General features: G+C 70.3%; 26 protein-coding genes. 12 read left to right on the top strand and 14 right to left on the bottom strand.

All coding sequences use genetic code 11. The features are described from left to right. Positions 1 to 65: 65 nt before the first annotated feature. The 5 genes from H4N58_RS15920 to H4N58_RS15940 are packed head-to-tail and all read right to left on the bottom strand — an operon-like array spanning position 66 to position 5038. The gene (locus tag H4N58_RS15920; RefSeq protein WP_243845151.1) at positions 66 to 1025 is read right to left on the bottom strand and encodes a serine/threonine dehydratase; all 960 of its coding nucleotides are present in this window, start codon (positions 1023 to 1025) and stop codon (positions 66 to 68) included. Continuing rightward, positions 1022 to 2119, bottom strand: a complete 1098-nt coding sequence (locus H4N58_RS15925) for a YihY/virulence factor BrkB family protein (RefSeq protein ID WP_167005375.1) — start codon at positions 2117 to 2119, stop codon at positions 1022 to 1024. Before H4N58_RS15925 ends, H4N58_RS15920 begins: the two co-directional genes overlap by 4 nt. 33 nt (positions 2120 to 2152) lie before the next feature. Continuing rightward, positions 2153 to 2662: a 2'-5' RNA ligase family protein gene (locus H4N58_RS15930; protein WP_167005378.1), complete on the bottom strand. Its 510-nt coding sequence runs from the start codon at positions 2660 to 2662 to the stop codon at positions 2153 to 2155. Positions 2663 to 2703: 41 nt separating this feature from the next. After that, positions 2704 to 3720 carry a tryptophan--tRNA ligase gene (trpS, locus tag H4N58_RS15935; protein WP_167251674.1) on the bottom strand — a complete coding sequence of 339 codons (1017 nt, stop codon included), beginning with the start codon at positions 3718 to 3720 and terminating at the stop codon, positions 2704 to 2706. Further along, complete coding sequence (locus tag H4N58_RS15940) at positions 3713 to 5038, bottom strand: hemolysin family protein (protein WP_167251673.1); 1326 nt, start codon at positions 5036 to 5038, stop codon at positions 3713 to 3715. The genes trpS and H4N58_RS15940 overlap by 8 nt, the downstream gene beginning before the upstream one ends. Before the next feature lie 40 nt (positions 5039 to 5078). Here H4N58_RS15940 and galK point away from each other — a divergent pair, with 40 nt between their 5' ends. Then, positions 5079 to 6197 carry a galactokinase gene (gene galK / locus H4N58_RS15945; protein WP_167251672.1) on the top strand — a complete coding sequence of 373 codons (1119 nt, stop codon included), beginning with the start codon at positions 5079 to 5081 and terminating at the stop codon, positions 6195 to 6197. A gap of 58 nt (positions 6198 to 6255) precedes the next feature. Continuing rightward, positions 6256 to 7116, top strand: coding sequence for a prephenate dehydratase (locus tag H4N58_RS15950; RefSeq protein WP_243845150.1), 861 nt, complete (start codon positions 6256 to 6258; stop codon positions 7114 to 7116). Here the strand turns inward: H4N58_RS15950 and H4N58_RS15955 are convergent. After that, positions 7070 to 7636 (bottom strand): hypothetical protein, encoded by a 567-nt coding sequence (locus H4N58_RS15955; protein ID WP_167005392.1) that lies wholly within the window; start codon positions 7634 to 7636, stop codon positions 7070 to 7072. The genes H4N58_RS15950 and H4N58_RS15955 overlap by 47 nt on opposite strands. A gap of 268 nt (positions 7637 to 7904) precedes the next feature. Here H4N58_RS15955 and trxA point away from each other — a divergent pair, with 268 nt between their 5' ends. The 7 genes from trxA to H4N58_RS15990 all read left to right on the top strand — a co-directional run bounded on the left by trxA (position 7905) and on the right by H4N58_RS15990 (position 14583). Further along, on the top strand, positions 7905 to 8288 hold the full coding sequence (gene trxA, locus H4N58_RS15960) for a thioredoxin (protein WP_167005394.1): 384 nt from the start codon (positions 7905 to 7907) through the stop codon (positions 8286 to 8288). Between the two features lie 82 nt (positions 8289 to 8370). Continuing rightward, positions 8371 to 9852, top strand: a complete 1482-nt coding sequence (locus H4N58_RS15965) for a DHA2 family efflux MFS transporter permease subunit (RefSeq protein ID WP_167251670.1) — start codon at positions 8371 to 8373, stop codon at positions 9850 to 9852. A 5-nt stretch (positions 9853 to 9857) separates the two neighbouring features. Beyond that, entirely contained in the window at positions 9858 to 10718 is an 861-nt protein-coding gene (gene purU, locus H4N58_RS15970; RefSeq protein WP_167005398.1) for a formyltetrahydrofolate deformylase, read from the top strand. A 163-nt stretch (positions 10719 to 10881) separates the two neighbouring features. Then, a complete protein-coding gene (locus H4N58_RS15975) occupies positions 10882 to 11907 on the top strand; it encodes a sulfate ABC transporter substrate-binding protein (protein WP_167251669.1) in 1026 nt (341 codons plus the stop codon). Next, a complete protein-coding gene (cysT, locus tag H4N58_RS15980; protein WP_167251668.1) occupies positions 11904 to 12749 on the top strand; it encodes a sulfate ABC transporter permease subunit CysT in 846 nt (281 codons plus the stop codon). The genes H4N58_RS15975 and cysT overlap by 4 nt, the downstream gene beginning before the upstream one ends. Continuing rightward, positions 12746 to 13612: a sulfate ABC transporter permease gene (locus H4N58_RS15985; RefSeq protein ID WP_167251667.1), complete on the top strand. Its 867-nt coding sequence runs from the start codon at positions 12746 to 12748 to the stop codon at positions 13610 to 13612. Before cysT ends, H4N58_RS15985 begins: the two co-directional genes overlap by 4 nt. Beyond that, positions 13609 to 14583, top strand: coding sequence for a sulfate/molybdate ABC transporter ATP-binding protein (locus tag H4N58_RS15990; protein WP_167251666.1), 975 nt, complete (start codon positions 13609 to 13611; stop codon positions 14581 to 14583). The genes H4N58_RS15985 and H4N58_RS15990 overlap by 4 nt, the downstream gene beginning before the upstream one ends. 99 nt (positions 14584 to 14682) lie before the next feature. On the opposite strand, the gene H4N58_RS15995 is transcribed toward H4N58_RS15990, so the two are convergent. Beyond that, positions 14683 to 15930: an MFS transporter gene (locus H4N58_RS15995; RefSeq protein ID WP_167005412.1), complete on the bottom strand. Its 1248-nt coding sequence runs from the start codon at positions 15928 to 15930 to the stop codon at positions 14683 to 14685. A gap of 168 nt (positions 15931 to 16098) precedes the next feature. Here H4N58_RS15995 and aqpZ point away from each other — a divergent pair, with 168 nt between their 5' ends. Together aqpZ and H4N58_RS16005 are read left to right on the top strand one after the other, a co-directional pair. After that, positions 16099 to 16851, top strand: a complete 753-nt coding sequence (gene aqpZ, locus H4N58_RS16000) for an aquaporin Z (protein WP_167005414.1) — start codon at positions 16099 to 16101, stop codon at positions 16849 to 16851. Positions 16852 to 16978: 127 nt separating this feature from the next. Continuing rightward, positions 16979 to 17968 carry a malate dehydrogenase gene (locus H4N58_RS16005; protein ID WP_167251665.1) on the top strand — a complete coding sequence of 330 codons (990 nt, stop codon included), beginning with the start codon at positions 16979 to 16981 and terminating at the stop codon, positions 17966 to 17968. A 93-nt stretch (positions 17969 to 18061) separates the two neighbouring features. Here the strand turns inward: H4N58_RS16005 and H4N58_RS16010 are convergent, their stop codons facing one another. From H4N58_RS16010 to H4N58_RS16020, 3 genes are read right to left on the bottom strand one after another with little or no spacing between them, the layout of a single operon-like run. Beyond that, the gene (locus H4N58_RS16010; RefSeq protein WP_167005420.1) at positions 18062 to 18454 is read right to left on the bottom strand and encodes a phage holin family protein; all 393 of its coding nucleotides are present in this window, start codon (positions 18452 to 18454) and stop codon (positions 18062 to 18064) included. Between the two features lie 28 nt (positions 18455 to 18482). Next, positions 18483 to 18731 carry a DUF3017 domain-containing protein gene (locus H4N58_RS16015; RefSeq protein WP_167005423.1) on the bottom strand — a complete coding sequence of 83 codons (249 nt, stop codon included), beginning with the start codon at positions 18729 to 18731 and terminating at the stop codon, positions 18483 to 18485. Between the two features lie 32 nt (positions 18732 to 18763). Next, positions 18764 to 19624, bottom strand: coding sequence for a bifunctional methylenetetrahydrofolate dehydrogenase/methenyltetrahydrofolate cyclohydrolase (locus H4N58_RS16020; RefSeq protein WP_167251664.1), 861 nt, complete (start codon positions 19622 to 19624; stop codon positions 18764 to 18766). A gap of 30 nt (positions 19625 to 19654) precedes the next feature. Here H4N58_RS16020 and H4N58_RS16025 point away from each other — a divergent pair, with 30 nt between their 5' ends. Beyond that, positions 19655 to 20194: a YbaK/EbsC family protein gene (locus H4N58_RS16025; RefSeq protein ID WP_167251663.1), complete on the top strand. Its 540-nt coding sequence runs from the start codon at positions 19655 to 19657 to the stop codon at positions 20192 to 20194. Between the two features lie 6 nt (positions 20195 to 20200). Here the strand turns inward: H4N58_RS16025 and H4N58_RS16030 are convergent, their stop codons facing one another. The 4 genes from H4N58_RS16030 to H4N58_RS20455 all read right to left on the bottom strand — a co-directional run bounded on the left by H4N58_RS16030 (position 20201) and on the right by H4N58_RS20455 (position 24657). Then, positions 20201 to 21091 carry a hypothetical protein gene (locus H4N58_RS16030; protein ID WP_167251662.1) on the bottom strand — a complete coding sequence of 297 codons (891 nt, stop codon included), beginning with the start codon at positions 21089 to 21091 and terminating at the stop codon, positions 20201 to 20203. Between the two features lie 131 nt (positions 21092 to 21222). Next, positions 21223 to 22803 (bottom strand): bifunctional phosphoribosylaminoimidazolecarboxamide formyltransferase/IMP cyclohydrolase, encoded by a 1581-nt coding sequence (gene purH / locus H4N58_RS16035; protein WP_167005435.1) that lies wholly within the window; start codon positions 22801 to 22803, stop codon positions 21223 to 21225. Beyond that, on the bottom strand, positions 22800 to 23444 hold the full coding sequence (gene purN, locus H4N58_RS16040) for a phosphoribosylglycinamide formyltransferase (protein ID WP_220471309.1): 645 nt from the start codon (positions 23442 to 23444) through the stop codon (positions 22800 to 22802). Before purN ends, purH begins: the two co-directional genes overlap by 4 nt. After that, positions 23407 to 24657, bottom strand: coding sequence for a DUF6350 family protein (locus tag H4N58_RS20455; protein WP_220471277.1), 1251 nt, complete (start codon positions 24655 to 24657; stop codon positions 23407 to 23409). The genes purN and H4N58_RS20455 overlap by 38 nt, the downstream gene beginning before the upstream one ends. Between the last annotated feature and the right edge of the window lie 84 nt (positions 24658 to 24741).

The following is a 24741-nucleotide window of genomic DNA, read 5'->3' on the forward strand; positions in this document are numbered from 1 at the left end:
CACCGGTGGTTGAGCCTGTCGAAACCACCCACCGGACCAACCCGGGGCTCAACCACCGGACCGCCTCAGCCCGAGACCGGCGCGACAACGTCCGCGGGGATCGTGGGGTGGTTCGCGCCAGAGATGACGACGACCACCGTCTCGCCGTCGCGGACGTCGACCTTGCCCGCAACCAACGCCGCCAGCGCGGTCACGCCACCCGGCTCCGCGAGCACCCGGCACTCGTCCCACAGCAGGCGTCGCGCGGCAAGGATCTGGTCGTCGCTCACGAGCAGCGGCTCGGCGGCGAGCTCGCGGACCACGGCGAAGGCGCGCTCACCGATCCGCGCAGCGCCGAGCGAGTCCGCGGCGACCCCGGAAACGTCGACGTCGACGCGCTCCCCTGCCGCGAGCGCGCTCACCAGCGAGGGGCACCGCTCCGGCTCGACCGGGACGACGGGCATCACGTCGCGCAACGCGAGCGCGGTGCCGCTGTAGAGCCCCCCGCCACCGCACGGCACCAGCACGCGACGGGCGTACGGGGCCTGGTCGCCGATCTCGATCCCGACACCGGCGGCGCCCGCGATGATCGCGTCCGCGTCGTAGGCATGAACGGGCAGCACCGGGCGTCCCTCGGCCCACGCCCGCGAGGCCTCGTACGCGGCCGCGTAGTAGCCGTCGACGATGTGCGCCGTTGCGCCGTACTCCTCGATCCGCCGCACCTTCTCCATCGGCGAGGTCGAGGGGACGAAGACGTCGGCCTCGATCCCGGCGATGCCGCACGCCCACGCGACCGCCGCGCCATGGTTGCCACCCGACGCCGCGACCGCGCCGGCGGTGCCGTCGGGCATCGCGAGGACGGCGTTGAGCGCACCACGCGCCTTGAACGAGCCGGTGTGCTGCAGCAGCTCGAGCTTGAGGAGCACCCGCCCCGCCACCCCGAGGTCACCGCCCGCGATCTCGACGACCGGGGTCCGGCGCACCATCGGCCGCAGCCGCGCGTACGTCTCCTCGATCTGCTCACGTCCGGGCAGTCGTACGGTCACGCCTTGCTCCTCGCCTTGTCGTGGCGGATCCACGCCCACGCCGCCGCGGCAAGGGCACCCGCCACCAGCAACGTACGGGACGCCGCAATCGCCTCGGAGCGCTCCTCCTCCGCCTCGGCAGACCGTGCGGGTGCCGCACCGAGCGGTCCTGCCGCGACCGCGCCGAACGCGGGGACCACGTGCGGGACGACCTCGACGCCGCGCGTACGGGCCTCGGGTGAGGTCATCGCCCACGACGCGCCGTAGATCGTCAGCTGGGCGAAGTAGTAGATCCAGACCAGCAGCGTGACCGACAGCGCCAGCGACGCCAGCGCACCACCGGCAGCGGCGCCGAGGATGAACGACGCAAGCTGCTTGATCGCCTCGAACCCGACCGCCGCCAGGAACGCACCGCGCCACAGCGCATGATCGGGGACGTCGGTGTGCGGGAGGAGCCGGTAGAGCGCGAAGAACAGGAGCGCGCTCGAGGCGATGCCGAGCAGCACACTCAGCACCTTCACCGTGATGTCGACCGGGGTGCTCTCCACCCCGATCTGATGCAGGAGGTCGCCGGTGTACTGGGTGACCGCACCGGAGAGTCCGACGGAGACCATGAGGATCAGCCCGACCAGCACGAGCGTCGCGAGATCACGCAGCTTGCCCGGCAGGAATCCGTACGATTTCTGCGTCGGGACGCCGAACGCGGCCTCGAGGGACGTCCGCAGGTTGGAGACGAATCCGAGGCCCGTGTAGAGCACACCGAGGGCGCCGATGACACCGGCGACGTTGCGGGTGGCCGCGATCTGGTCGAACGAGATCTGCCCGGCCGGCGGCGGGTCCTCGGCCGTCACGATGCCGGGAAGGATCTGGTCGATCGCCGTCTCGAGCGCGTCCTGCGCGCCGGGGAAGTACTCCGAGATGTAGCCGACCACGAAGAACGCCAGCGCGAGGATCGGGAAGACCGACAAAAAGCCGAAGTAGGTGATGCCACCGGACAGGATGCTGCCGCGGACCTGGCCGAAGTGCTGGATCGTGCGCACGACGTGGTCGACGAACGGCCACCGGCGGCGAACTCTCGCGAACCACGCCTTGAGCCGTGCGATCAGCCTGCCCACCAGCCGCTCCCCGTCCCGGCCCTGAGGGGACCGTCAGCCGAGCTCGAACTCCCGGAACGGAACCCAGCCCGCCACGTCATCGTGCAGGTATACGGCGAAGGCGCGCACCTCGAACTCGCACTCGAAGCCCGAGAGGGCCTCGTACGCACGGTCGAGCGCCTCGTCGCTGAGGTGGTGAGCGACGGTGACGTGGGGGTGGTAGGGGAACTCGAGGTCGCCTTCGAGGAGCCCGTCGCGCACGTGCTTGGCGAGCTGCTCGGCGCTGGAGATGCCTTCGCTCACCGTGACGAAGACGACCGGTGAGACCGGTCGAAACGTGCCGGTCCCGCGTAGGCGCATCGTGAACGGCTCGACGTTGGTCGCGTCCACGGTGAGCTTGTCGTAGATCTGCTCCAGGGCGTGGTCGGCGACCTCGGTCGGCGGCAGCAGCGTCACGTGGGACGGGACGAGCACCGCCTGCGGGTCGCCAAAGTCGGCTCGGCGCTGACGCAGCTCACTGCCCCAGGGATCCGGGACGGGAATGGCGACGCCGATCGTGGGCATGGCGACCACCCTAGCGTCCAGGCACCGTCGACAGTGAGGGCCTACACGGCGCGAACGAACCCGACCCGGTCGTACACGTCGCCGAGCGTCTTGGACGCCACTTCCCGGGCCCGCTGCGCCCCGTCGCGCAAGATCGCGTCGAGCTCGCCCTTGTCCTCGAGGAGCGCGTTGGTGCGCTCGCGCAGCGGCGTGACGAAGTCGGACACGATCTCGCTCAGGTCGACCTTGAACGCGCCGTAGCCCCGCCCCGCGTACTGCGCGGCGATATCGTCGACGGCCCGGCCCGTCAGGGCGGCGTAGATCGACAGCAGGTTGGAGACGCCCGGCTTCTCCTCGGCGTCGAAGCGGACCTCGCCGTCGGAGTCGGTCACCGCGGACCGGATCTTCTTGGCCGCCGACTTCGGCTCCTCGAGGATCTCGAGGATCCCCTTGGGCGACGACGCCGACTTGCTCATCTTGATCGTCGGGTCCTGCAGGTCGAGGATCTTCGCGGTGCCGGCGACGATGAACGGCTCCGGGACGGTGAACGTGTCGCCGTACCGGCTGTTGAAGCGTTGCGCGAGGTCACGGGTGAGCTCGAGGTGCTGGCGCTGGTCTTCGCCGACCGGGACGCCGTCGGCCTGGTAGAGCAGCACGTCGGCCGCCATGAGGATCGGGTAGGTGAAGAGGCCGACGGACGCCTGCTCGACACCGCCCTTGGCCGACTTGTCCTTGAACTGAGTCATCCGACGGGCCTCGCCGAAGCCCGTGATGCAGTTGAGGACCCACGCGAGCTCGGCGTGCTCGGGGACCTGGCTCTGGACGAAGAGCGTCGCCCGCTTCGGGTCGAGACCGAGCGCGATCAGCTGCGCGGCGGCACGGTACGTCCGGTCGCGCACGACGGCAGGGTCGAACGCGACGGTGATCGCGTGCATGTCCGGGATGAAGTAGAACGCGTCGTGGTCCTCCTGCAGCGCCACCCAGTGCCGCACCGCTCCGAGGTAGTTGCCGATGTGGAACGCGTCCGCGGTCGGCTGGATACCGGAGAGCACACGGGGGCGGGTGGTCGAATCAGGCATGATCCGATTCTGCCAGCCCGGTCTCGGGCGACGCCTCCGGATTCGGCTCGGCGTCGACCCGCAGGCGCGAGGCACGTCGTCCGTCCATCGCCGAGACGGTGAGACGGTGCCCGTCGACGAGGATGGAGTCCCCAACGGCGGGGATGCGCCCGAGCCCGGCCACGACGAACCCGGCGACCGTCTCGAACGGCCCCTCAGGCAGCTCGATGCCCGTCTCCTCGGCGAACGCGTCGCGGTTGAGCAGGCCGTCGACCTCGACTGCACCACCGGTGAAGCGCGTGGTCTGCGCGTCGACGGTGTCGTACTCGTCGCGGATGTCGCCGACGAGCTCCTCGACGAGATCCTCGAGGGTGACGATGCCGTCCGTGCCTCCGTACTCGTCGAGCACGATCGCCAGGTGAATCTCGGCGCGACGCATGTCGGTGATGGCGGCGAGCACGTTGCGAGTGCCGGGGATCATCACGACGTCACGCACCAGGTCACCCACCCGTACGGACCGGTCGTGCATGCCCGGGTCGAACAGGTCGCGCACGTGGACGAAACCCTCGACCTCGTCGGCGCTCCCCCGGACCACGGGATAGCGGGAGTGCGGCTTCTCCCGCGCCATCTGCACCGCCTTGTAGACCGGGGTCGCGACGTCCATGAAGTCCACTTCGGTCCGCGGCAGCATCACCTCGCGCACCTGGAGGTCACCGGCGGCGAAGACGTCCTCGACGATGCGCCGCTCCTCGTCGGACAGGCCATGCGTCGTCTGGACGAGCCCCCGCAGCTCGACGTCGGTGATCTCCTCGCGTGCCGCGGACGGGTCGCCGCCGAGCATCCGGACGACGAAGTTCGTCGAGACCGACAGCAGCAAGATCACCGGCGTGGCGACCTTCGCGATCGCGTCGACGCCGGGCGCCAGCGCGAGCGAGAACGACACCGCGTGCTGCATCGCGAGTCGCTTGGCGGTGAGCTCGGAGAACACGATCGAGAGGTACGAGATGAAGACCGTGACGAGGATCAGCGCGAGAGCCGAGGCGACTCCGCTGGACAGGCCGGCGTCGACGAGGAGAGGACTCAGGTCGCCGGCGAGGGTCGCACCGCCGAAGGCCGCCGAGAGGAAGCCGGACAGCGTGACCCCGATCTGGACCGCGGACAAAAAGCGGTTGGGATCGGAGGCCAGGCGGGCGACCGTCGCTCCACGCTTGCCGCGGGTCGCGATCTCGGGGAGCTGGGAGTCACGCAGCGACACCAGCGCCATCTCCGCCGCCGCGAACACCCCGCCGAACGCGATGAACACGAGCACGAGGGCGATGTTCCACAGGGTCTCGTCCACCCTGCCAGCGTAGCCATGGGGCATAGGCAAAAATGGCGGCATGACGTCACCCCTCCCCCTGGCCCCCGGCGAGATCGGTACGTGGGCCGCCCCCGGTCGCGTCAACCTCATCGGAGAGCACCTCGACTACGTCGGCGGTCCGGTGATGCCGATCGCGATCGATCTGCGCACCACGGTGAAGGTCCGGCGACGCGACGACGGCAAGGTGCGGGTGTGGTCGTCGGTCTCCGAGGGGTCGACAGAGTTCGACGTCACGACGAGGCCGGGCGACGTGGAGGGGTGGGCTCGCTACGTCGCGGGGACGGTCTGGGCGCTGGCGCAGTCGGGCCTGACGACAGGGGGTGCGGACCTCGTGATCTCCTCCGATGTCCCGCTCGGTGCGGGGTTGTCGAGCTCGGCGGCGCTCGAGTGTGGCGTCGCCGTCGCACTGGCCGGCGCCGAGGGCTGGGAGATCGACCCGATCACGCTGGCGCTGACGTGCCAGCGCGCCGAGAACGACTACGTCGGAGCGCCGACGGGCTCGATGGACCAGCTCGCGTCGATGTGCGGAGAGCGCGGCCACGCGCTTCTCATCGAGACGGCGCCGACACCACCCACCGTACGAGCGGTTCCGGCGTACTGGGTCGAGGACGGCTACGCCCTCGTCGTCGTCGACACCCGGGCCAAGCACAGTCTGGCCACCGGCGAGTACGGCGTCCGGCGGACGCAGACCGAAGAGCTGAGCGCGCTCCTCGGTGTCGAGCGGCTCGCCGCCGCGCCGCCGGACGCGGTCCTGAAGGTTGAGGACCCCGTCCTCAAGGCGCGGCTGCGCCACGTGATCACCGAGACCCAGCGCGTACGGTCTGCCGTGCGGGCGCTGTCGTCCCGCGACTGGGCACAGCTCGGCCAGCTCATGACGGCGTCGCACGCCTCACTGCGTGACGACTACGACGTGAGCGCCCCGGAGCTCGACCTGACCGTCGAGGCGGCGATGGAGCACGGTGCGCTCGGGGCGCGGATGACCGGAGGCGGGTTCGGCGGGAGCGCGATCGCGCTGATCGAGGCCGACCGGGTGGGGTCGCTCACCGAGGCCGTGGCGGCTGCGTTCGCCCGCGTCGACTTCCCGGAGCCTCGCACGTTCGTCGTCTCCCCCGCCGACGGCGCCACCCGCCTCACGTGACCGCGAGTCGCTCCACGCCGACCGTCGACGTACGGAGCCCGGTGCGATGATGGGCGCCGTGAGCCTCGACCTCGATCTCCCCCGCCGCATCGCCTATCAAGGCGAGCCCGGCGCCAACTCGCACATCGCGTGCGCCGACGCCTACCCCGACTGGGAGCCGCTGGCCTGTGCGTCGTTCGAGGACGCGTTCGCGGCGGTCACCGACGGCCGGGCCGGGCTCGCGATGATCCCGATCGACAACACGCTCGCCGGCCGCGTCGCCGACATCCACCACTTCCTTCCGACGTCGGGGCTGCACATCGTCGGCGAGTACTTCCTCCCGATCCACTTCGACCTGCTCGCCGTCCCCGGCGCGACGCTGGAGTCGATCACCGAGGTCCACAGCCACGTCCACGCGCTCGGGCAGTGCCGGCGCATCATCCGCGAGCTCGGGCTCACCCCCGTCATCGCCGGAGACACCGCAGGCGCGGCACGCGAGGTCGCTGAGTGGGGCGACCCCACCAAGGCCGCGCTGGCGACGCCGCTGGCCGCGCGGACGTACGGGCTCGAGACGCTCGCGACCACCGTCGAGGACGAGGAGCACAACACGACGCGCTTCGTCGTGCTCTCACGGCACCCCGAGATCCCCCCGCAGGGCGAGTGGCCGACGGTGACGACCTTCGTGTTCAACGTCCGCAACATCCCCGCCGCGCTCTACAAGGCGCTCGGCGGCTTCGCGACCAACGGGATCAACATGACCAAGCTCGAGAGCTACATGGTGGGCGGCACGTTCACGGCGACGATGTTCCTCGCCGAGGTCGACGGCCATCCTAAGGACCCGCCGCTGGCGCGGGCGCTGGAGGAGCTGGCGTTCTTCTCCACCGAGGTGCAGGTCATGGGCGTCTATCCGGCCCACCCTCACCGGTTCGCCGACGCGTAGCTTCTTCTCGGCGCCGGAGGCGGTCCAGGGCGATCGTGGCGGCCTGGGTACGGGCAATCTCGGCCGTAGCTTCTGCCGCGGCCGCGGCCGCGGCGGAGCGTTCCGCCTCCCGGCGCCGATACTCGTAGGCCCGATGCTCGCGGTCACGCTGACGCTGATGCGCGCGTTCCTCCCGTGTCTCGGCGAGCTCGATGAGCTCGCCGATGCCGTACACGATGACGCCGACGAGGCGGACCGCCCACAGCCAGAACGGCGGCTCAGGCAAGACGAACAGCACCCCCGTGGTAGCGAGGATGACGATCAAGCCGACGTGGCTCAGCGCAAGCCCGATTCGCCGCACCGCGAACGACCAGCGCGGTTCCTCCGGGCGGCGGGCGGCCGACACGAAGTCGACGATCGCCCACGCGACGAGCAGCGCCAGTCCGGCGAGCAAGACGGCACCGTCAAACGCTCGCGGCCAACCGATCGGCAGCATCACCACGATGATCAGCCCCACGCCCGACGTCAGGAGGGCGAGCATCACCACCTCGCCCGGGGAGCGCTTCCTTCGCAGCACGCGCGGGAGTCGTCGCTCGCCTCGACGAGACATGGCCGGACACTATCGCCGCTGAAGGCCCGAATGGAACACCATTCCGTGAAATGCCCACTCCTTGGCCTCGGCACTGCCGACTCCGCGTCGTCCGAACCCGGTGGCCCGTACGGTGGACGTACCGGCGGGGAATCCTGCGGGCCCGTCCGCTGTTGAACCCCACAGACGCACAGACGTACCCGATCGAAATGGACGTGACATGGCAACCACTGCCCTGACCGCCGACAGCTTCATGGACACCATCTCCGGCGACGGCATCGTCCTGGTGGACTTCTGGGCCTCCTGGTGCGGCCCGTGCCGCCAGTTCGCCCCCGTCTTCGAGGCGGCGTCCGAGAAGAACGACGACATCGCCTTCACCAAGGTGGACACCGAGGCCGAGCAGGAGCTCGCTGGTGCGCTGCAGATCACCTCGATCCCGACGCTGATGGCCTTCCGCGACGGCATCTTGCTGTTCAACCAGCCCGGTGCCTTGCCCGCCCAGGCGCTCGAGCAGGTCATCGACGCCGTGCGCGAGGTCGACATGGACGAGGTCCGTGCCGAGGTCGCCAAGCAGCAGGCCGACCAGGGGTCCGCCCAGGCCTGAGCCCTGATCCCATCCGTTCTCGACAGCCCCGCGGCCGCACCGGCCGGGGGGCTGTCGTCGTCCGGGAGTACGGTGATCTGCCGTGACCGCACCCGGAACGGCCCAGACCGAGACCCGTAGCCCGTGGCCCGCGCTCTGGGCGCTGGTGATCGGGTTCTTCATGATCCTCGTCGACTCCACGATCGTGTCGGTCGCGACGCCGACGATCATGGCTGCCTTCGATGCCGAGGTCGCGTCCGTCGTCTGGGTCACCTCGGCCTACCTGCTGGCGTACGCGGCCCCCCTGCTGGTCACCGGCCGGCTCGGCGACCGGTTCGGTCCCAAGCGCGTCTATCTGACGGGCCTGGTCGTCTTCACCACGGCGTCGCTGTGGTGCGGTCTGACCGGCACGATCGAGCAGCTGATCTGGGCCCGTGTGCTCCAGGGCCTCGGCGCGTCGATGATGACGCCGCAGACGATGGCCGTCATCACGCGCACCTTCCCGGCCGACAAGCGCGGCCGCGCGATGAGCCTGTGGGGCGCCGTAGCCGGCGTCGCGATGCTCGTCGGCCCGCTCCTCGGCGGCGTGCTCGTCGACTCCCTCGGGTGGGAGTGGATCTTCTTCGTCAACGTGCCGGTCGGCGTGGTCGCCCTCGTCCTCGCGGTGCGCCTGGTCCCCGACCTCCCGACGCTCTCCCATCGCTTCGACCTCGTCGGCGTCGCGCTGAGCGCGGTCGGCATGTTCCTCCTCGTCTTCGGCCTCCAGGAGGGCGAGACGTACGACTGGGGCACGATCACGGGCGTCGTCACCGTCTGGCGGCTGATCGGTCTCGGCCTCGTGGTGCTGGCCCTGTTCGTGGTCTGGCAGGCCGTCAACCGCGCGGAGCCGCTCGTGCCGCTCGGGTTGTTCAAGGACCGCAACTTCTCGCTGTCCAACGCCGCGATCACGACCGTCGGCTTCGGTATCACCGCGATGGCGTTTCCGCTGATGCTCTGGGCCCAGTCCGTCCGAGAGTGGTCGCCGACGCAGGCGGGCCTGCTGTTCGTCCCGATGGCGGTGATCGCCGCCACCCTCGCCCCGTGGGTGGGCACGATGGCCGACAGGGTGCATCCGCGCCTCCTCGCCGCGACCGGTCTGCTCTCCTTCATCGTGGCGCTCACGTGGCTGGCTCTGGTGCTGTCGCCCACCGCCCCGGTCTGGCAGATCCTGCTGCCCGTCGGCCTGCTCGGCGTCGCCAACGGCTTCATGTGGGCACCGATCGCCTCCACAGCGACCCGCAACCTCCCGATGAGCAGCGCCGGAGCCGGAGCAGGGGTCTACAACACGATGCGCCAGGTGGGCGGCGTCCTCGGCAGCGCGGCGATCGCGGCACTGATGCAGGCGCGCCTCACCGCCGAGCTCCCCGTCGGTGGCGCGGGCGCTGCGCCTGACGCCGCATCGCTTCCCGACGCCGCCCGCGAAGGCTTCAGCGCGGCCATGTCGCAGTCGCTCCTGCTCCCCGCCGCGGTGCTGGTGCTCGGGCTGGTCGCCGTGCTGCTGTACGAACGCCCGCGTCATCTGCGTACGGTTCGTTCCGTACGCTAGCGCTCATGTCCACCGCCGCCACGTACGTCCTGACCCTCACCTGCCCCGATCGACCGGGCTTGGTGCACGCGATCTCCTCCTGGATCGTGGACCGTGGCGGCAACATCCTCGACGCGCAGCAGTTCACCGACGCGGGTGCCGCGCGCTTCTTCGTGCGGGTGCACTTCGAGAGCGTCGTCGACCCGTACGACCTCGAGGCCCTGCGGGACGCATTCGTCCCGGTCGCCGAGCAGCACGCGATGGCGTGGGACCTCGGGGTCGCGGAGGCGCCGTGCCGCGCCCTGGTGATGGTGTCCAAGGAAGGGCACTGCCTCAACGACCTGCTGTTCCGGCAGAGCATCGGCGCGCTCAACATCGAGATCGGCGCGGTCGTCTCCAACCACACCACGCTGGAGCGGCTCGCGCGCTCGTACGACGTCCCGTTCCACCACGTTCGCGTCGTCGCGGGCGCCAAGGAGGAGGCGGAGGCGCAGATGTTCGCGCTCGTCGACGAGCTCGACATCGACCTGGTCGTCCTCGCGCGCTACATGCAGATCTTGTCCGACGACGCCTGCCGCCGGCTCCAGGGGCGCGCGATCAACATCCACCACAGCTTCTTGCCGAGCTTCAAGGGCGCCAAGCCGTACCACCAGGCCCACACGCGCGGCGTCAAGCTGATCGGCGCGACCGCGCACTACGTGACGGCCGACCTCGACGAGGGGCCGATCATCGAGCAGGACGTGACCCGCGTCGGCCATCAGCAGGACCCCTCCGCGCTGGTCCAGGCGGGCCGCGACGTCGAGACGCGCGTGCTGTCGCGCGCGGTCGGCCTCCACGCGGAGCAGCGGGTGCTCCTCAACGGCACCCGTACCGTCGTCTTCTCCTGACGCTCCAGCGACTCTCCCCCCTGACGCCTCGCGCCTGAGCGCCTCGCCCACATCGTGAGAATCCTCGCCAGCGCGCTTTTCTCTCGCTATAGTCCAGTAATCTACTCGGGATTAGTAAGTCACTATCAACAGCGCATCATCGCGCTCGCTCGAAAGGCACGACATGTTCACACGCAAGCGGTTGACCCGCCTGATTGCCGCGACCACCGCGCTCGCCGCCGCGCTGGGGCTGTCGGCCTGCGGCGGTGCAGACGCTGACAGCTCCAAGACGACGCTGTCGCTCGTCGGGTTCGCGGTGCCCAAGGCCGGCAACAATGCGGCCCAGAAGGAGTTCGCCAAGACCGATGCGGGCGAGGGTGTCGTCTGGAAGGAGTCGTACGGCGCCTCGGGCGACCAGAGCCGTGCGGTCGCGGGTGGCCTGAAGGCCGACTACGTCCACTTCTCCATCTCGCCCGACGTGACGCGCCTGGTCGAGGCCGGCCTCGTCGCCGACACCTGGGACGACGGCGAGCACAAGGGCATCGTCACGGACTCGGTCGTCGTGCTGGTCGTCCGCGAGGGCAACCCCAAGAACATCCAGAGCTGGGACGACCTCGTCAAGCCGGGCGTCTCGATCGTCACCCCCAACCCGGGCTCGTCGGGCGCCGCGCGCTGGAACATCCTCGCCGGCTGGCAGCAGGCCGCCGACGACGGCGGCGACGCCGCGGGGACGGCCTACCTGACAAAGTTCTTCAAGAACGTCGCCGCGCTTCCCGGCTCGGGCCGTGACGCCACGGCGGCCTTCCAGGCCGGCACCGGCGACGTCCTGATCTCGTACGAGAACGAGGCGATCCTGGCCCGCCAGCAGGGCGAGAAGTTCGAGTACGTCGTCCCGGACGAGACGCTCCTCATCGAGAACCCGGGCGCGGTGCTCGAGGACGGCGACGCCAAGGCCGAGGCGTTCCTCGAGTACGTCCTGAGCGACGAGGGCCAGGAGCAGTACGTGTCCAAGGGCTTCCGCCCGATCAGCGACAGCGTCGAGGTCGGCAAGGTCGAGGGCGCGAACGACCCGGAGAACCCGTTCCCGACGCCGACCAAGCTCTTCACCATCGACGGTGACCTCGGCGGCTGGGAGGCCATCAACAAGAAGTTCTTCGACGAGAACGCCGGCATCGTCACGAAGATCCAGCAGGAGACGGGCAAGTCGTGACCTCTCCGTCACTCACGCAGGTACGGCGCCGGGGACCCCGGCGCCGCGCCCGCGCGGCAACCGCCCTCACCCCCGCCGCCGGGGTGGGGTTGGGCATCGCGCTGATCTGGTTCAGCATCCTCGTGATGCTGCCGCTGTCGGCGGTCGTCCTCACGACGACGGAGGGTGGGTGGGCGACCTTCGTCGACACGATCTCGCAGCCCCAGACGTGGGCGGCGATCACGCTCACGGTCGGCGAGGCGCTCGTCGTCACCCTCACCAACGTCGTCTTCGGCACGCTGATCGCGTGGGTGCTCGTGCGTGACCGCTTCTGGGGCAAGCGCATCCTCGAAGTCATCATCGACATCCCGTTCGCGCTGCCGACGATCGTCGCCGGCCTCGTCCTGCTCAGCCTCTACGGTCCCAACAGCCCGATCGGCGTCGACGTCGCCAACACCCGGATCGCGGTCTTCCTCGCACTGCTGTTCGTGACGACGCCGTTCGTGGTCCGCACGGTCCAGCCCGTCCTGCTCGAGCTCGACATCGAGACCGAGCAGGCTGCCGCATCGCTGGGCGCGAGCACGTTCACGACGTTCCGCCGCATCCTCCTCCCGGCGCTCGCGCCTGCTATCACCGCCGGCGCCGCACTGTCGTTCGCCCGCGCGATCAGCGAGTACGGCTCGCTGGTGCTTTTGTCGGGCAACCTCCCGATGCGTACGGAGGTCACGTCGGTCCGGATCCTCACCTACATCGAGAACGGCAACATGGCGGCCGCCGCCTCCGTCGCGTCGCTGCTTCTCCTGGTGGCCCTGTTCGCGATCGTCGCCCTCGACGTCATCGCGAGGCGGGTGGCGCGACGATGACCGGCAACGGCCTCATCCGCTATGCGCTGCGCACGATCGTGCTCGTCTATCTCGGCCTCCTCATCGTGTGGCCGGTCTCGCTGGTCGCCAAGAATGCGTTCGCCGAAGGCGTCGGGACCTTCGTCGACGCGCTCACCGAGGAGACCACCGCGTACGCGTTCCAGCTCACGCTGATCGTGGCCGTGTGGGCCGTGGTCATCAACACCGTCTTCGGCATCCTGATCTCGATCCTCCTGGTGCGCTACACGTTCCCGGGACGCCGGATGCTGTCGGCGCTGATCGACCTTCCGCTGTCGGTCTCGCCGGTCGTCGTCGGCCTCGCGCTGCTGCTCGCGTACGGCGGCACGAACGGCTGGTTCGGCCCTGCGCTCGAGGACTCGGGGCTCCAGGTCATCTATGCGACACCGGGCATCATCATGGCGACGGCGTTCGTGTCGCTGCCGCTGGTGATCCGGGAGATCGTGCCGGTCCTCACCGAGATCGGGACGGAGCAGGAGCAGGCCGCGCGCAGCCTCGGCGCCAACGCGTGGCAGACGTTCCGCCGCATCACGATCCCGGCGATCCGCTGGGCGCTGGTCTACGGCGTCGTCTTGAGCCTCGCCCGCTCCCTCGGCGAGTTCGGTGCGGTCAAGATCGTGTCCGGCAACGTCGTCGGTCAGACCCAGACGGCCACGCTCGTCGTCGAGGAGAAGTACCAGAACTTCGAGCAGACCGCCGCATACGCGTCCTCGTTCGTCCTCGCGGCGGCCGCCGTCCTCGCGCTGATCGTCGTCACGATGCTGCGGCCCGGCCACAGCGAGTCGGCCAGCACCGCAGGCGCCACCGTCGCCACTCCCCTCCCCACTCAGAAGGACCCAGCATGAGCATCGAGATCGCAGGGGTCGGCCGTCGCTTCGGCGACTTCGTGGCCCTCGAAGACATCAATCTGTCGGTCCCGACGGGCCAGCTCACTGCACTCCTCGGCCCTAGCGGCGGCGGCAAGTCGACCCTGCTGCGCATCATCGCCGGGCTCGAGAACGCCGACTCCGGCACCGTCGAGATCGAGGGCACCGACGCGACCCGCCTCCCGGCACGCAAGCGCAACGTCGGCTTCGTGTTCCAGCACTACGCGGCGTTCAAGCACATGACCGTGGCGCGCAACGTCGCGTTCGGCCTGGAGATCCGCAAGCAGCCCAAGAAGCAGGTCGCCGAGCGCGTCGCGGAGATGCTGCGCCTGGTGCACCTGGAGCAGTTCGCCGATCGCTATCCCTCCCAGCTCTCGGGCGGACAGCGTCAGCGCATGGCGCTCGCGCGCGCACTCGCGATCGAGCCGAGCGTGCTGCTGCTCGACGAGCCGTTCGGCGCGCTCGACGCGAAGGTCCGCAAGGAGCTGCGTGACTGGCTGCGCCGTCTGCACGACGACGTGCACGTGACGACGGTGTTCGTGACCCACGACCAGGAGGAGGCCCTCGAGGTCGCCGACCAGATCGTGGTGATCAACCAGGGCAAGATCGAGCAGATCGGCACGCCGGACGAGCTGTACGACCAGCCGGCGTCGGACTTCGTCCTGTCATTCCTCGGCCCCGTCACCACGCTCGGCGACCGTCTGGTCCGCCCGCACGACATCGAGGTCACCACCTCGCCCGTCCCGGACGCCGTACCGGGCACGGTCACGCGGTGGACACGCATCGGCTACGAGGTGCGCCTGGAGGTGACGCCAACCGAGGGCGGCGATCCGATCCTCGTGCAGCTCACCCGCTCCGAGGCGCTCAAGCGTGGCCTCGCCGACGGTGCGTCGGTGTGGCTGCACGAGACCGCCGCGGTCAACGGCGCCCACTCCCCCGTACCCGCCTGACCCTTTCCGTTGGGCCCCACGCAGAGCGGCGCGCCCACCGCAACCTTGCGGTGGGGCCACGACTCTCCGTGGGGCCCAACGGAAGTAGCGGGGACGGCGTCAGTGCGCCAGCGAGAGGGAGAGGCGCTCGCCGCGGTAAAGCCACGCAGACACGATGAGGATCGCCAGCCCGGCGAGCGACAGGCCTACGCCGACCCACGCGGTCGCCAGGTAGCCGAACCCTGCAGCGATCGTCGCGCCGCCGAGCCAGGCTCCCAGCGCGTTCGCGGCGTTGAGCGCCGAGTGGTTGAGGGCGGCACCGAGCATCTTCGCGCTGCCGGAGACCTCCATCAGGCGCATCTGGAGCAGCATTCCGAGCGCGGCCGCTGCGGTCGAGAGCAGGAAGACGCCGAGCAGCAGGAGCAGGCCGTGCTGCGCGGTGTAGGCGAACAGCGCCAGGAGCAGCGCCATCGCGATCAGCATCGCGCACAGCCATGCGAACAGCGCGTGGTCGGCGAGCCGTCCCCCGAGCTCGGTGCCGGCGATCGAGCCCACGCCGTACACGAGCAGCACCCACGGCACGAACCCCGCGCTCAGCATTGTCACGTCGGTGGTGATCGGCGCGATGTAGCTGTAGACGGCGAAGAGGCCGCCGAAGCCGACCGCGCCGACTCCGGCGGTCAGAAGCACTTGCGGTTGCCGCAGAGCCCGCAGCTCGCGGCGTACGGTCGCCGAGGTGTCACGCTGCTGCTGCGGCACGAAGGCGCCAATGAATCCCATCGTGACCACGGCGAGCGCGACGACCACCCAGTACGCCGCGCGCCATCCGAGCAGCTGCCCGAGGAAGGTGCTCGCCGGGACACCGATGAGGTTGGCGGCAGCGAGGCCCAGCATGACCGAGGCGACGGCGCGGCCGCGGCGCTGAGGCGAGACCAACGAGGCCGCGACCAGCGAGGCGACGCCGAAGTACGCACCGTGCGGCACGCCTGCGATGAACCGCGCGCCGAGGAGCGTCTCGTAGGTCGGCGCGACGGCGGTGAGGAGGTTGCCGAGCGCGACGGCGGCGACAAGTCCGATCGCGAGGGCGTGCTTGGGCAGGCGCGCCGTGAGCGAGACGATGACCGGAGCGCCGATGACGACGCCGACCGCGTACGCCGAGATGACGTGGCCAGCGCTCGGGATCGAGACACCGACCCCGTCGGCGATCTCGGGGAGCAGCCCCATCGTCACGTACTCGGTCGTCCCGATCGCGAAACCGCCCAGCGCCAGCGCGAGGAGGGCGAGCACGAGGTTCTGGGGTCGCACGTCTCGGCGCTCACGCAGGGTTCGGGGCGTGCGGGTACGGCGGGGTGTCGTGGTGGAGGTCATCACTTCCACAATAAGTTGCTGGAGAGAACAATTCCCGTCCGACAGGCGTGAACTTGCTCACCCCCATACGGGACAAATCGGGCGTGTCGCGCGCGCTCCGCGCTGAAGGCGAGCACAATGCGAGACGGACGGGGCGTCAGGGGGACGTCCTCGTACGAGGGGGACCCGATGACACCCGACCTTCGCTCACGACTCGGAGCCGAGCTGCTCGGCTCGTTCTGGCTGGTGCTCGGCGGCTGCGGCACGGCGGTGCTCGCTGCCGTGTTCCTCACCGACGCGGGCAACCTCGGCGTCGGACACCTCGGCGTCGCCTTCGCCTTCGGCCTGACCGTCCTCACCGGCGCGTACGCCGTCGGCCACATCTCCGGCGCTCACTTCAACCCCGCAGTGACCTTTGGGCTCGCGGTCGCCAAGCGATTCCCGTGGAAGGACGTCCTCCCCTACTGGATCGTCCAGATCATCGGTGCGACCCTCGCCGGTGCTGTCCTCCTCGCCATCGCCAACGGTGTCGACGGGTTCTCCGCGGTCGACAGCGGCTTCGCCACCAACGGGTACGACGACCGCTCGCCCGGCGGCTACGCCCTGTGGTCGGTGTTCCTGTGCGAGGTCGTGATGACCGCGATGTTCCTGTACGTGATCTTGGGCGTGACGTCCAAGCGTGCTCCCGTCGGCTTCGCGCCCTTGGCGATCGGCCTCATGCTGACCCTCATCCACCTCATCTCGATCCCCGTCAGCAACACGTCGGTGAACCCCGCCAGGTCGCTGGGTGTCGCCTGGTTCGCCGGCGTCGACGCCCTCGCTCAGGTGTGGGTGTTCCTGCTGGCACCGCTGATTGGCGCAGCCATCGCGGGGGCGACCTTCGTCTTCATCACCGGGGTCGATCGCAGCGACATCGACGTCGTGGGAGACAGCGACCGCTGAGCGCGACGGCCGGTACGCCGTTCCACTGCGCGAGCCGGGTCCGTACCCCGTCACAGGGCGTACGGACCCGGCTTGCTAGCGTCGTGAGGACGTACGTGTCGTACGCCCTGTACTCCAAGGAGATGTCGTGAGCGCAACACCCGTGAAGGTGGCCGTCACCGGCGCCGCCGGTCAGATCGGCTACAGCCTGCTCTTCCGGATCGCCGCCGGCGATCTGCTCGGCCCGGACACCCCGGTCCAGCTGCGTCTGCTCGAGATCACGCCCGCGCTCAAGGCGCTCGAGGGCGTCGTGATGGAGCTCGACGACTGCGCCTTCCCGCTGCTCGACTCGGTCGAGATCGGCGACGACGCCAACACGATCTTCGACGGCGCCAACCTGGCGCTGCTCGTCGGCGCCCGCCCCCGCACGAAGGGCATGGAGCGCGGCGACCTGCTCGAGGCCAACGGCGCGATCTTCACCGCTCAGGGCAAGGCGCTCAACGACCACGCTGCCGACGACATCCGCATCGGCGTGACCGGCAACCCGGCCAACACCAACGCGCTCATCGCGAAGACGAACGCGCACGATATCCCGGCCGAGCGCTTCTCCGCGCTCACGCGTCTCGACCACAACCGCGCCATCTCGCAACTGGCCGCCAAGACCGGCGCGAAGGTCACCGACATCACCAAGATGACGATCTGGGGCAACCACTCGGCCACCCAGTACCCCGACATCTTCCACGCCGAGATCGCCGGCCGTAACGCCGCCGAGGTCGTGAACGACCAGGCCTGGATCGCCGACGACTTCATCCCCACCGTCGCCAAGCGCGGCGCCGCCATCATCGAGGCGCGCGGCGCTTCGTCCGCCGCATCCGCCGCATCGGCCACGATCGACGCCGCCCGCGACTGGCTTCTCGGCTCTGCCGAGGGCGACTGGGTCTCGATGGCGGTCTCGTCCGACGGCTCGTACGGCGTGCCCGAGGGCCTCATCTCGTCGTTCCCCGTCATCACCAAGGGCGGCGACTGGGAGATCGTCCAGGGCCTAGAGATCGACGACTTCTCGCGCGCGAAGATCGACGCCTCGGTCGCCGAGCTCACCGAGGAGCGCGACGCGGTCACCAAGCTCGGCCTGATCTGAGCCACTGACGTAGGACCCGACATCAGGACCCGACGTTTCACCCCAGATCCGGGGTGGAACGTCGGGTCCTTCTGTCGGGTCCTACGTCATTCGTCAGCGGCGCGGCGCGTCGTCCTGGCGCCGGTTGCGCAGCACGACGAACGGCAGGAAGAACGCTGCCACCGCCGTCACGAGCCACACGATGAGCGAGGCCAGCACCCACGTCGTGGCGCCTGAGATCGAGAGGCCGTCGGTGAAGACGTTCGCGATGATCAGCGCGACGAGCGTCGAGACGAGCCCTATGCCGCCGAGGAACACCGGCGCGTTGCGCGCAGCCACCTTTGTGATGAACGGCGACAGGATCGCCTGAGCGAGCGTGAAGACAAGCACCGCGACGACGAAGCCACTAGGCTCCACCGTCATGTCGTCGAGCACCCAGGTGGCAACGAGAATGCCGACGGCACTCGATCCGAGCGCGATCGCGACGTTGAGCAGCAGGCGGATCATGCCCGCAGCGTAGCGCTCCGTACGCCCGTCAGCCGGTGAATCCGCGCGGCACGACGAACGCGAGCGTCACGAGCGCCGCCCCGAGGACCAGCATCCATCCGCAGTCGAAGGCCTTCCCTCGCACGCGCAGAAGTCCTGCGCGCGCCTCGGGGAGCACCGCGCGCACCGCAGACCCGAGGACGAGAGCGGCACCGAGGAGCGCAATGCCTTGACGCCAGGCACCGAACGCGACCAGGCCGAGACCGACGGCGAGCGCGGCGACCAGCGCGGCGAACATCTGGGTCCCTCCGACCCCACCCGTCCCGCGTGTCATGCCAGGCCGGCGGCGCGCTCGGCGGCCTCCACGACGTTCTGGAGGAGCATCGCCCGCGTCATCGGCCCGACCCCACCCGGGTTGGGCGAGACCCAGCCGGCGACCTCGGCGACGCCGGCGTCGACGTCGCCTGCGATCTTGCCGTCGGCGTCACGGCTGACGCCGACGTCGAGGACGGCGACACCAGGCTTCACCATGTCCGCGGTGATGATCGACGGCACGCCTGCTGCGGCGACGACAATGTCGGCGCGAGCGACCTCGGCCGCCAGGTCGCGCGTACCGGTGTGGCACAGCGTGACGGTGGCGTTCTCCGTACGGCGAGTGAGGAGCAGCCCGAGCGGGCGCCCGACCGTCACGCCGCGGCCGACGACCACGACGTGCTGCCCCGCGATCGGCACACCACCGGCGCGCAGCAGCTCGACGATGCCGCGCGGCGTGCACGGGAGCGGCGCGGGCTCGTTGAGGACGAGCCACCCGAGGTTGGTCGGCTGGAGGCCGTCCGCATCCTTGTCGGGATCGATCGCCCCGATGATGGCGTTCTCGTCGATGCCCTTGGGGAGCGGGAGCTGCACGATGTAGCCGGTGCAGGAGGGGTCGGCGTTGAGGCTGGCGACCGCCTTGAGGATCTCGTCCTGCGTGGCGCTGGCCGGCAGGTCGACGCGGATCGACTCGATGCCGACCTGCGCGCAGTCGCGGTGCTTGCCGGCCACGTAGATCTGGCTGCCGGGGTCGTCGCCGACGAGCAGCGTGCCGAGTCCTGGCCGGACACCGCGCTCGGCGAGGGCGGCGACCCGCGTGGTGAGGTCGGCCTTGATGGCGGCGGCAGTGGCCTTGCCGTCGAGTATCTGTGCGCTCACCCTCGAAGTCTCCCATGCCAGACTTCGAGGGTGAGCCCTCGCCTCGGAACCCTCGACCTCGTCCCCGCGCTCGATCGTCTGGACCTGCTGGCCGATCCCGTGGCGGCCGCTCGCGGCACGCTCGGGCAGGCCGCCGACGAGGCGTGGGTCTGTGCGATCGACCCCGCGCTCGCGGACACGGCAGCGTTCGCCGAGGCGTACGAGGTGCCGCTCGAGGCGTCCGCGAACTGCGTCGTCGTCCTCGGCAGGCGCGCCGGTGAGGAGCGTGCGGCCGCGTGCGTGGTCCGCGCCGACACGCGTGCCGACGTCAACGGCGCGATCCGCAGGCGGCTCGACGTACGCAAGCTGTCCTTCGCGCCGACGGAGTGGGCGACGGAGACGACGGGCATGGAGTACGGCGGGATCACGCCCGTCGGGGCACCGAAGGGTTGGCCGGTGCTCGTCGACGAACGGGCGGCCGCACTCGAGTGGGCGCTGATCGGGTCGGGCATCCGCGGGTCCAAGCTCGTGCTCCCCGGCGCGCTCCTCGCCGCACTCCCCTCCGTCGAGGTCGCCGCGTACGCGCTCTGACGTGCGTCACGCGTGCCAGCCGGCATTCGCGAACAACCTCCGGAGCTGGTCCGCGACGACCTCGCACTCGTGGCGTACGGCGTACGAGCTGAAGATCAGCAGCTTCGGCCCGCCGATGACGATCTCATTCGCGCGGAGCAGGTCGGCGTCCCACTGGAGGACGCGCATGTGCGGGATGCCGTGGATCTCGATCGCGAGCTCGTACTCGTCCCACGCCACGTCGAGGTAGTACTTGCCGTCCTTGCGTCGCACGCGCCGCTGCCGCGTCGGCTCGGGAAGGCGCAGCCGCCCCCGGATCGCGTCGAAGTCGCGCTCGGGCAGCGACTGGATCCCGCCCGCGGCATCGAGGTACGACTCGACGATCAGCGCGCGGTGGCGGCACGTCCCCCGCCGCGTGAGGGCATCACGCAGTTCGCGCGTACGGACGAGCCCCTGCTGCGCGCTGGCGAGGACGATCGCACGCGCACGGCGAGGTGCCTCGGACCAGCTCGCCGCGTCGACGATGCTGCGTGGGGTGCGCGTCCGCGGCGGCGTACGGAGGGGATGCACGTCGCGTTCGTCGAGGTAGACGCTCGAGTGCACCACCAGCCCGTCTCGCTCGGGGCGGCGCGCGTGGTCCGGGATGACGGCGTACGTCGCGTCCGGCGGGAATCCGGTCAGGCCGTCCTGCTCGAGGGCCGAGAGGCCGCCGAGCACAGAGCCGGGCGGGCAGGCCAGCAGGTGCGCCCAGGTTGCCTGCTCGGGGGTCAGTGGCCCGTTGTGCGTGACGACGACTCCGCGATAAGGCTGCTGCCACAGCCGGTTCCGTACCTTGGCACGGAGCCGCTTCTCACCGACGTGCTGCAGCGCCTGGGCGGTGGTCAGCACGCCACACTGCGTCTCGAGCTCGTCCGACATGCGCACGATCCTGGCCCGGATTCGGCTCCGCCCGCTCGTACCCTGTGGATGACGGAAGACCCGACGAAAGGACCCGACGTTGCACCCCGGATTCGGGGGTGCAACGTCGGGTCGTGATGTCGGGTCGTACGTCAGTGGAAGAAGTGGCGCGATCCCGTGAAGTACATCGTGATCCCCGCTGCGTTCGCCGCCGCAACGACCTCCTCGTCGCGCACCGAACCGCCGGGCTGGACCACGGCCCGCACGCCGGCGTCGATCAGCACCTGCAGCCCGTCGGCGAACGGGAAGAACGCGTCCGACGCCCCGACCGAGCCACGCGCACGGTCCGTGCCCGCACGATCGACCGCGAGACGGCACGAGTCGACCCGGTTGACCTGGCCCATGCCGACGCCCACGGCGCCGCCACCCTTAGCCAGCAGGATCGCGTTCGACTTCACCGAGCGGCACGCCGTCCACGCGAACGCGAGCTCGGCCAGCGTCGCGTCGTCAGCCGCCTCACCCGCTGCCAGCGTCCACGTCGCCGGGTCGTCGCCCGGCGCGTCGACGTGGTCGCGCGACTGCAGCAGAAGCCCGCCGGAGATCGGCCGCATCTCGATCCGCTGCGGGTGCTCGTCGAGCGGCGCGACCAGGATGCGGATGTTCTTCTTGCGCGTCAGCACCTCGACGGCCCGCGGCTCGAAGTCCGGCGCGACGATCACCTCGGTGAACACCCGGGTGACCTTCTCCGCCATCTCCACCGTCACCGGACGGTTCGACGCGATCACGCCCCCGTACGCCGACACCGGGTCGGTCGCGTGCGCCTTCTCGTACGCCTCGACGATGTCCTCACCGATCGCGATCCCGCACGGGTTGGCGTGCTTGATGATCGCGACGGCCGGCGCCTCGAAGTCGTTCGCCGCACGGCGGGCGGCATCGGCGTCGACGTAGTTGTTGTACGACATCTCCTTGCCGTGCAGCTGCGTCGCGTTGGCGATGCCGGGCCGGTCGCCGTGATAGAGCGCGGCCGGCTGGTGCGGGTTCTCGCCGTACCGCAGCGTCGTCGACAGCGCCCAGTCGCCGCCGACCCACGCCGGGAACTGCTGCGCCGGCTGCGGCGCGTACAGGCTCTCGAACCACGACGCGACCGCGATGTCGTACGAAGCGGTGTGCGTGAACGCCTCGGCCGCGAGCCGCTTGCGCTGGTCGAGGGTGAAGCCGCCACCCCGCACCGCCTCGAGCAGACCCTCGTAGCGCCGCGGGTCCACCACGACGGCCACTGACGGGTGGTTCTTGGCGGCGGCGCGCACCATCGAAGGTCCGCCGATGTCGATCTGCTCGACGACCTCGTCCGGTGATGCGCCCGAGGCCACCGTCTGCCTGAACGGATAGAGGTTGACGACCACGAGGTCGAACGGCTCGATCTCGAGCTCGGTCAGCTGCTCGACGTGCGCGTCGAGACGCAGGTCGGCGAGGATGCCGGCGTGGACCTTCGGGTGCAGCGTCTTGACGCGGCCGTCCAGAGTCTCGGGGAACCCGGTCAGCTCCTCGACCCTGGTCACCGGGACGCCTGCCTCGGCGATCTTCGCCGCGGTCGATCCCGTCGACACGATCTCGACGCCAGCGGCCTGCAGACCGACTGCCAGCCCCTCGAGCCCGGTCTTGTCGTACACCGAGACCAGGGCCCGCTTGATCGGGCGCCGTCCTTCGTCGTGCAGAGCCTCGTCGTCGCTCATCCGATCGTGACCTTTCTTCCGGCGATGGACCAGCCCTCGCGGACCATCGCTCCGACGGCGTCGACCAGCTGTCGACGCTCCGCTTGCTTGATGCGCTCCATGAGCGTGTCCTCGTCGTCGTCGTCGAGGACGGGGACGGCCACCTGGGCGATGATCGGCCCGGTGTCGACCCCGTCGTCGACGAAGAACAAAGTCGCTCCCGCGAGCTTCACGCCGTACGCCAGCGCGTCGCGCGGACCGTGGATCCCCACGAAGCTCGGGAGCAGCGAGTTGTGCGTGTTGACGTAGCGGTCCGCGAACGCCGTCAGGAACGACGCCCCGACCAGCTTCAGGAACCCCGCCGAGACGACCAGATCGGGCTCGTACGAGGCGACGCTGGCGGTGAGCGCAGCATCCCAGTCGGCACGCTCGTCGTAGTCGCGGACGCGGTGGACGAAGATGTCCGCTCCAGCCCGCTGCGCGCGGGAGAGCCCCTCGATGCCGTCACGGTCCGCACCGACGGCCACGACCTCGGCCCCGTACGCGGGATCGGCGCAGGCGTCGATCAACGCTTGGAGGTTGCTCCCGGACCCGGAGACGAGGACGACCAGCCGTGCCGGCCGTTCAGCCGTGGGGGGTGGAGTCCGCCGTGGACGGGTCAAAAAGGGCGTCGTCGTCTGCTCCACGGCGACTACGATAGTGCGCCGCGGCCGCGCCGACCGCGCCACCCACGGCGAGGACGCCGATCGAGAGCAGCACGGAGAGCGGCAGATCGGGTCCGCTGTGGCCCAGCCGGCCTGGTCCGACCGCCCCACCGGACAGGAGGAGGCCGACTCCCACCACGGCGCCGGCGAACGCCCCGGCGGCCGCCCCGGCCACCACATCGGTACGGAAGGCACCGAGCGCGCGCCGCTCGGCCCGCGTGACGGTCACGTAGCCCGCGAGGGCGCCCGCCAGCAGCGGCACCGCGGCGAACGCGATCAGCCAGCCGGGCCGCGGGCCCGCCGGCGGCACGGCCGCGAGGACGGGCAGCGCCGGGACGAGCCCGAGCGTGCTGGAGGTCAGCGTGACCGAGGTGCCGGCGCCCAGGGCGTACCCGGGCCCGAGCATCGCCGCCACCGTCCACAGCACGAGGTTGGGCAGGACGAGGACGCACACGAGCAACAGGCCGATCCCGCCGAGCAGGCCAGGCCGCAGTCCGTCCCACAGCGCGCCTGCCGCGTCCGCCCGGACGACGAGGTCACCGACGACGAGGAGGCCGGCCGTCGAGACGAGGGTGATCGCCCCGACGATCCCCCCGCGCAGCGCCGACCGTGCCGTCGGCGGCAAGGCGCGGTGATGGCGGCGCAGCCAACCCGTGCCGTGCGCGGCTCCGGTCGCCCCGCAGACCCCGCCGACGACGAGGCCGGCGATCGCCGCCCGCCCCGGGTGGACAGCGGCCACCTCGAGCTGCGACCACCACGCCACCACGGCGAGCACGGCCGCGTACGAGGCAGCGCAGGTCGCGGCGACCACGCCGACCTCACGGATGCGGCTGGAGACGCCCCAGCCTGCGGCGACGCGAGCGACGGTCGCATGGAGGGTCAGCACCACCAGCGCGAACAGCCCCAGAGGGATCGCGTTGATCACGGTGTGACCCACTGTCACGCCGCTCCCGTGGGCCGCCAGCCAGGCGATCGCGCCGCCGCGCAGGGCCCCTCCGGCCGTCCCGGACTCCCCCGCGAGCCAGACGACGACGGTCAGGCCACCGCACACGAGCAGGCCCAGGAGGGCGGCGACGACGGCCGCGATCACCCCGGCAGCCCAGCCGGGTCGGCTGTCCTGCCCAGGCCGGGTGCGGAGCGGGCGCATTGAGGTGTCCGAGGTCTCGATCATCGTGACCATCGTCCCTGTAGCCTGGGTCGCCGGGACGGAGGCACGCCGTTGCGCACCGCCCGGGGGGCCGTCCAGCTGCACCGC

Source organism: Mumia sp. ZJ1417 (assembly GCF_014127285.1).
Classification (GTDB): Bacteria; Actinomycetota; Actinomycetes; order Propionibacteriales; family Nocardioidaceae; genus Mumia.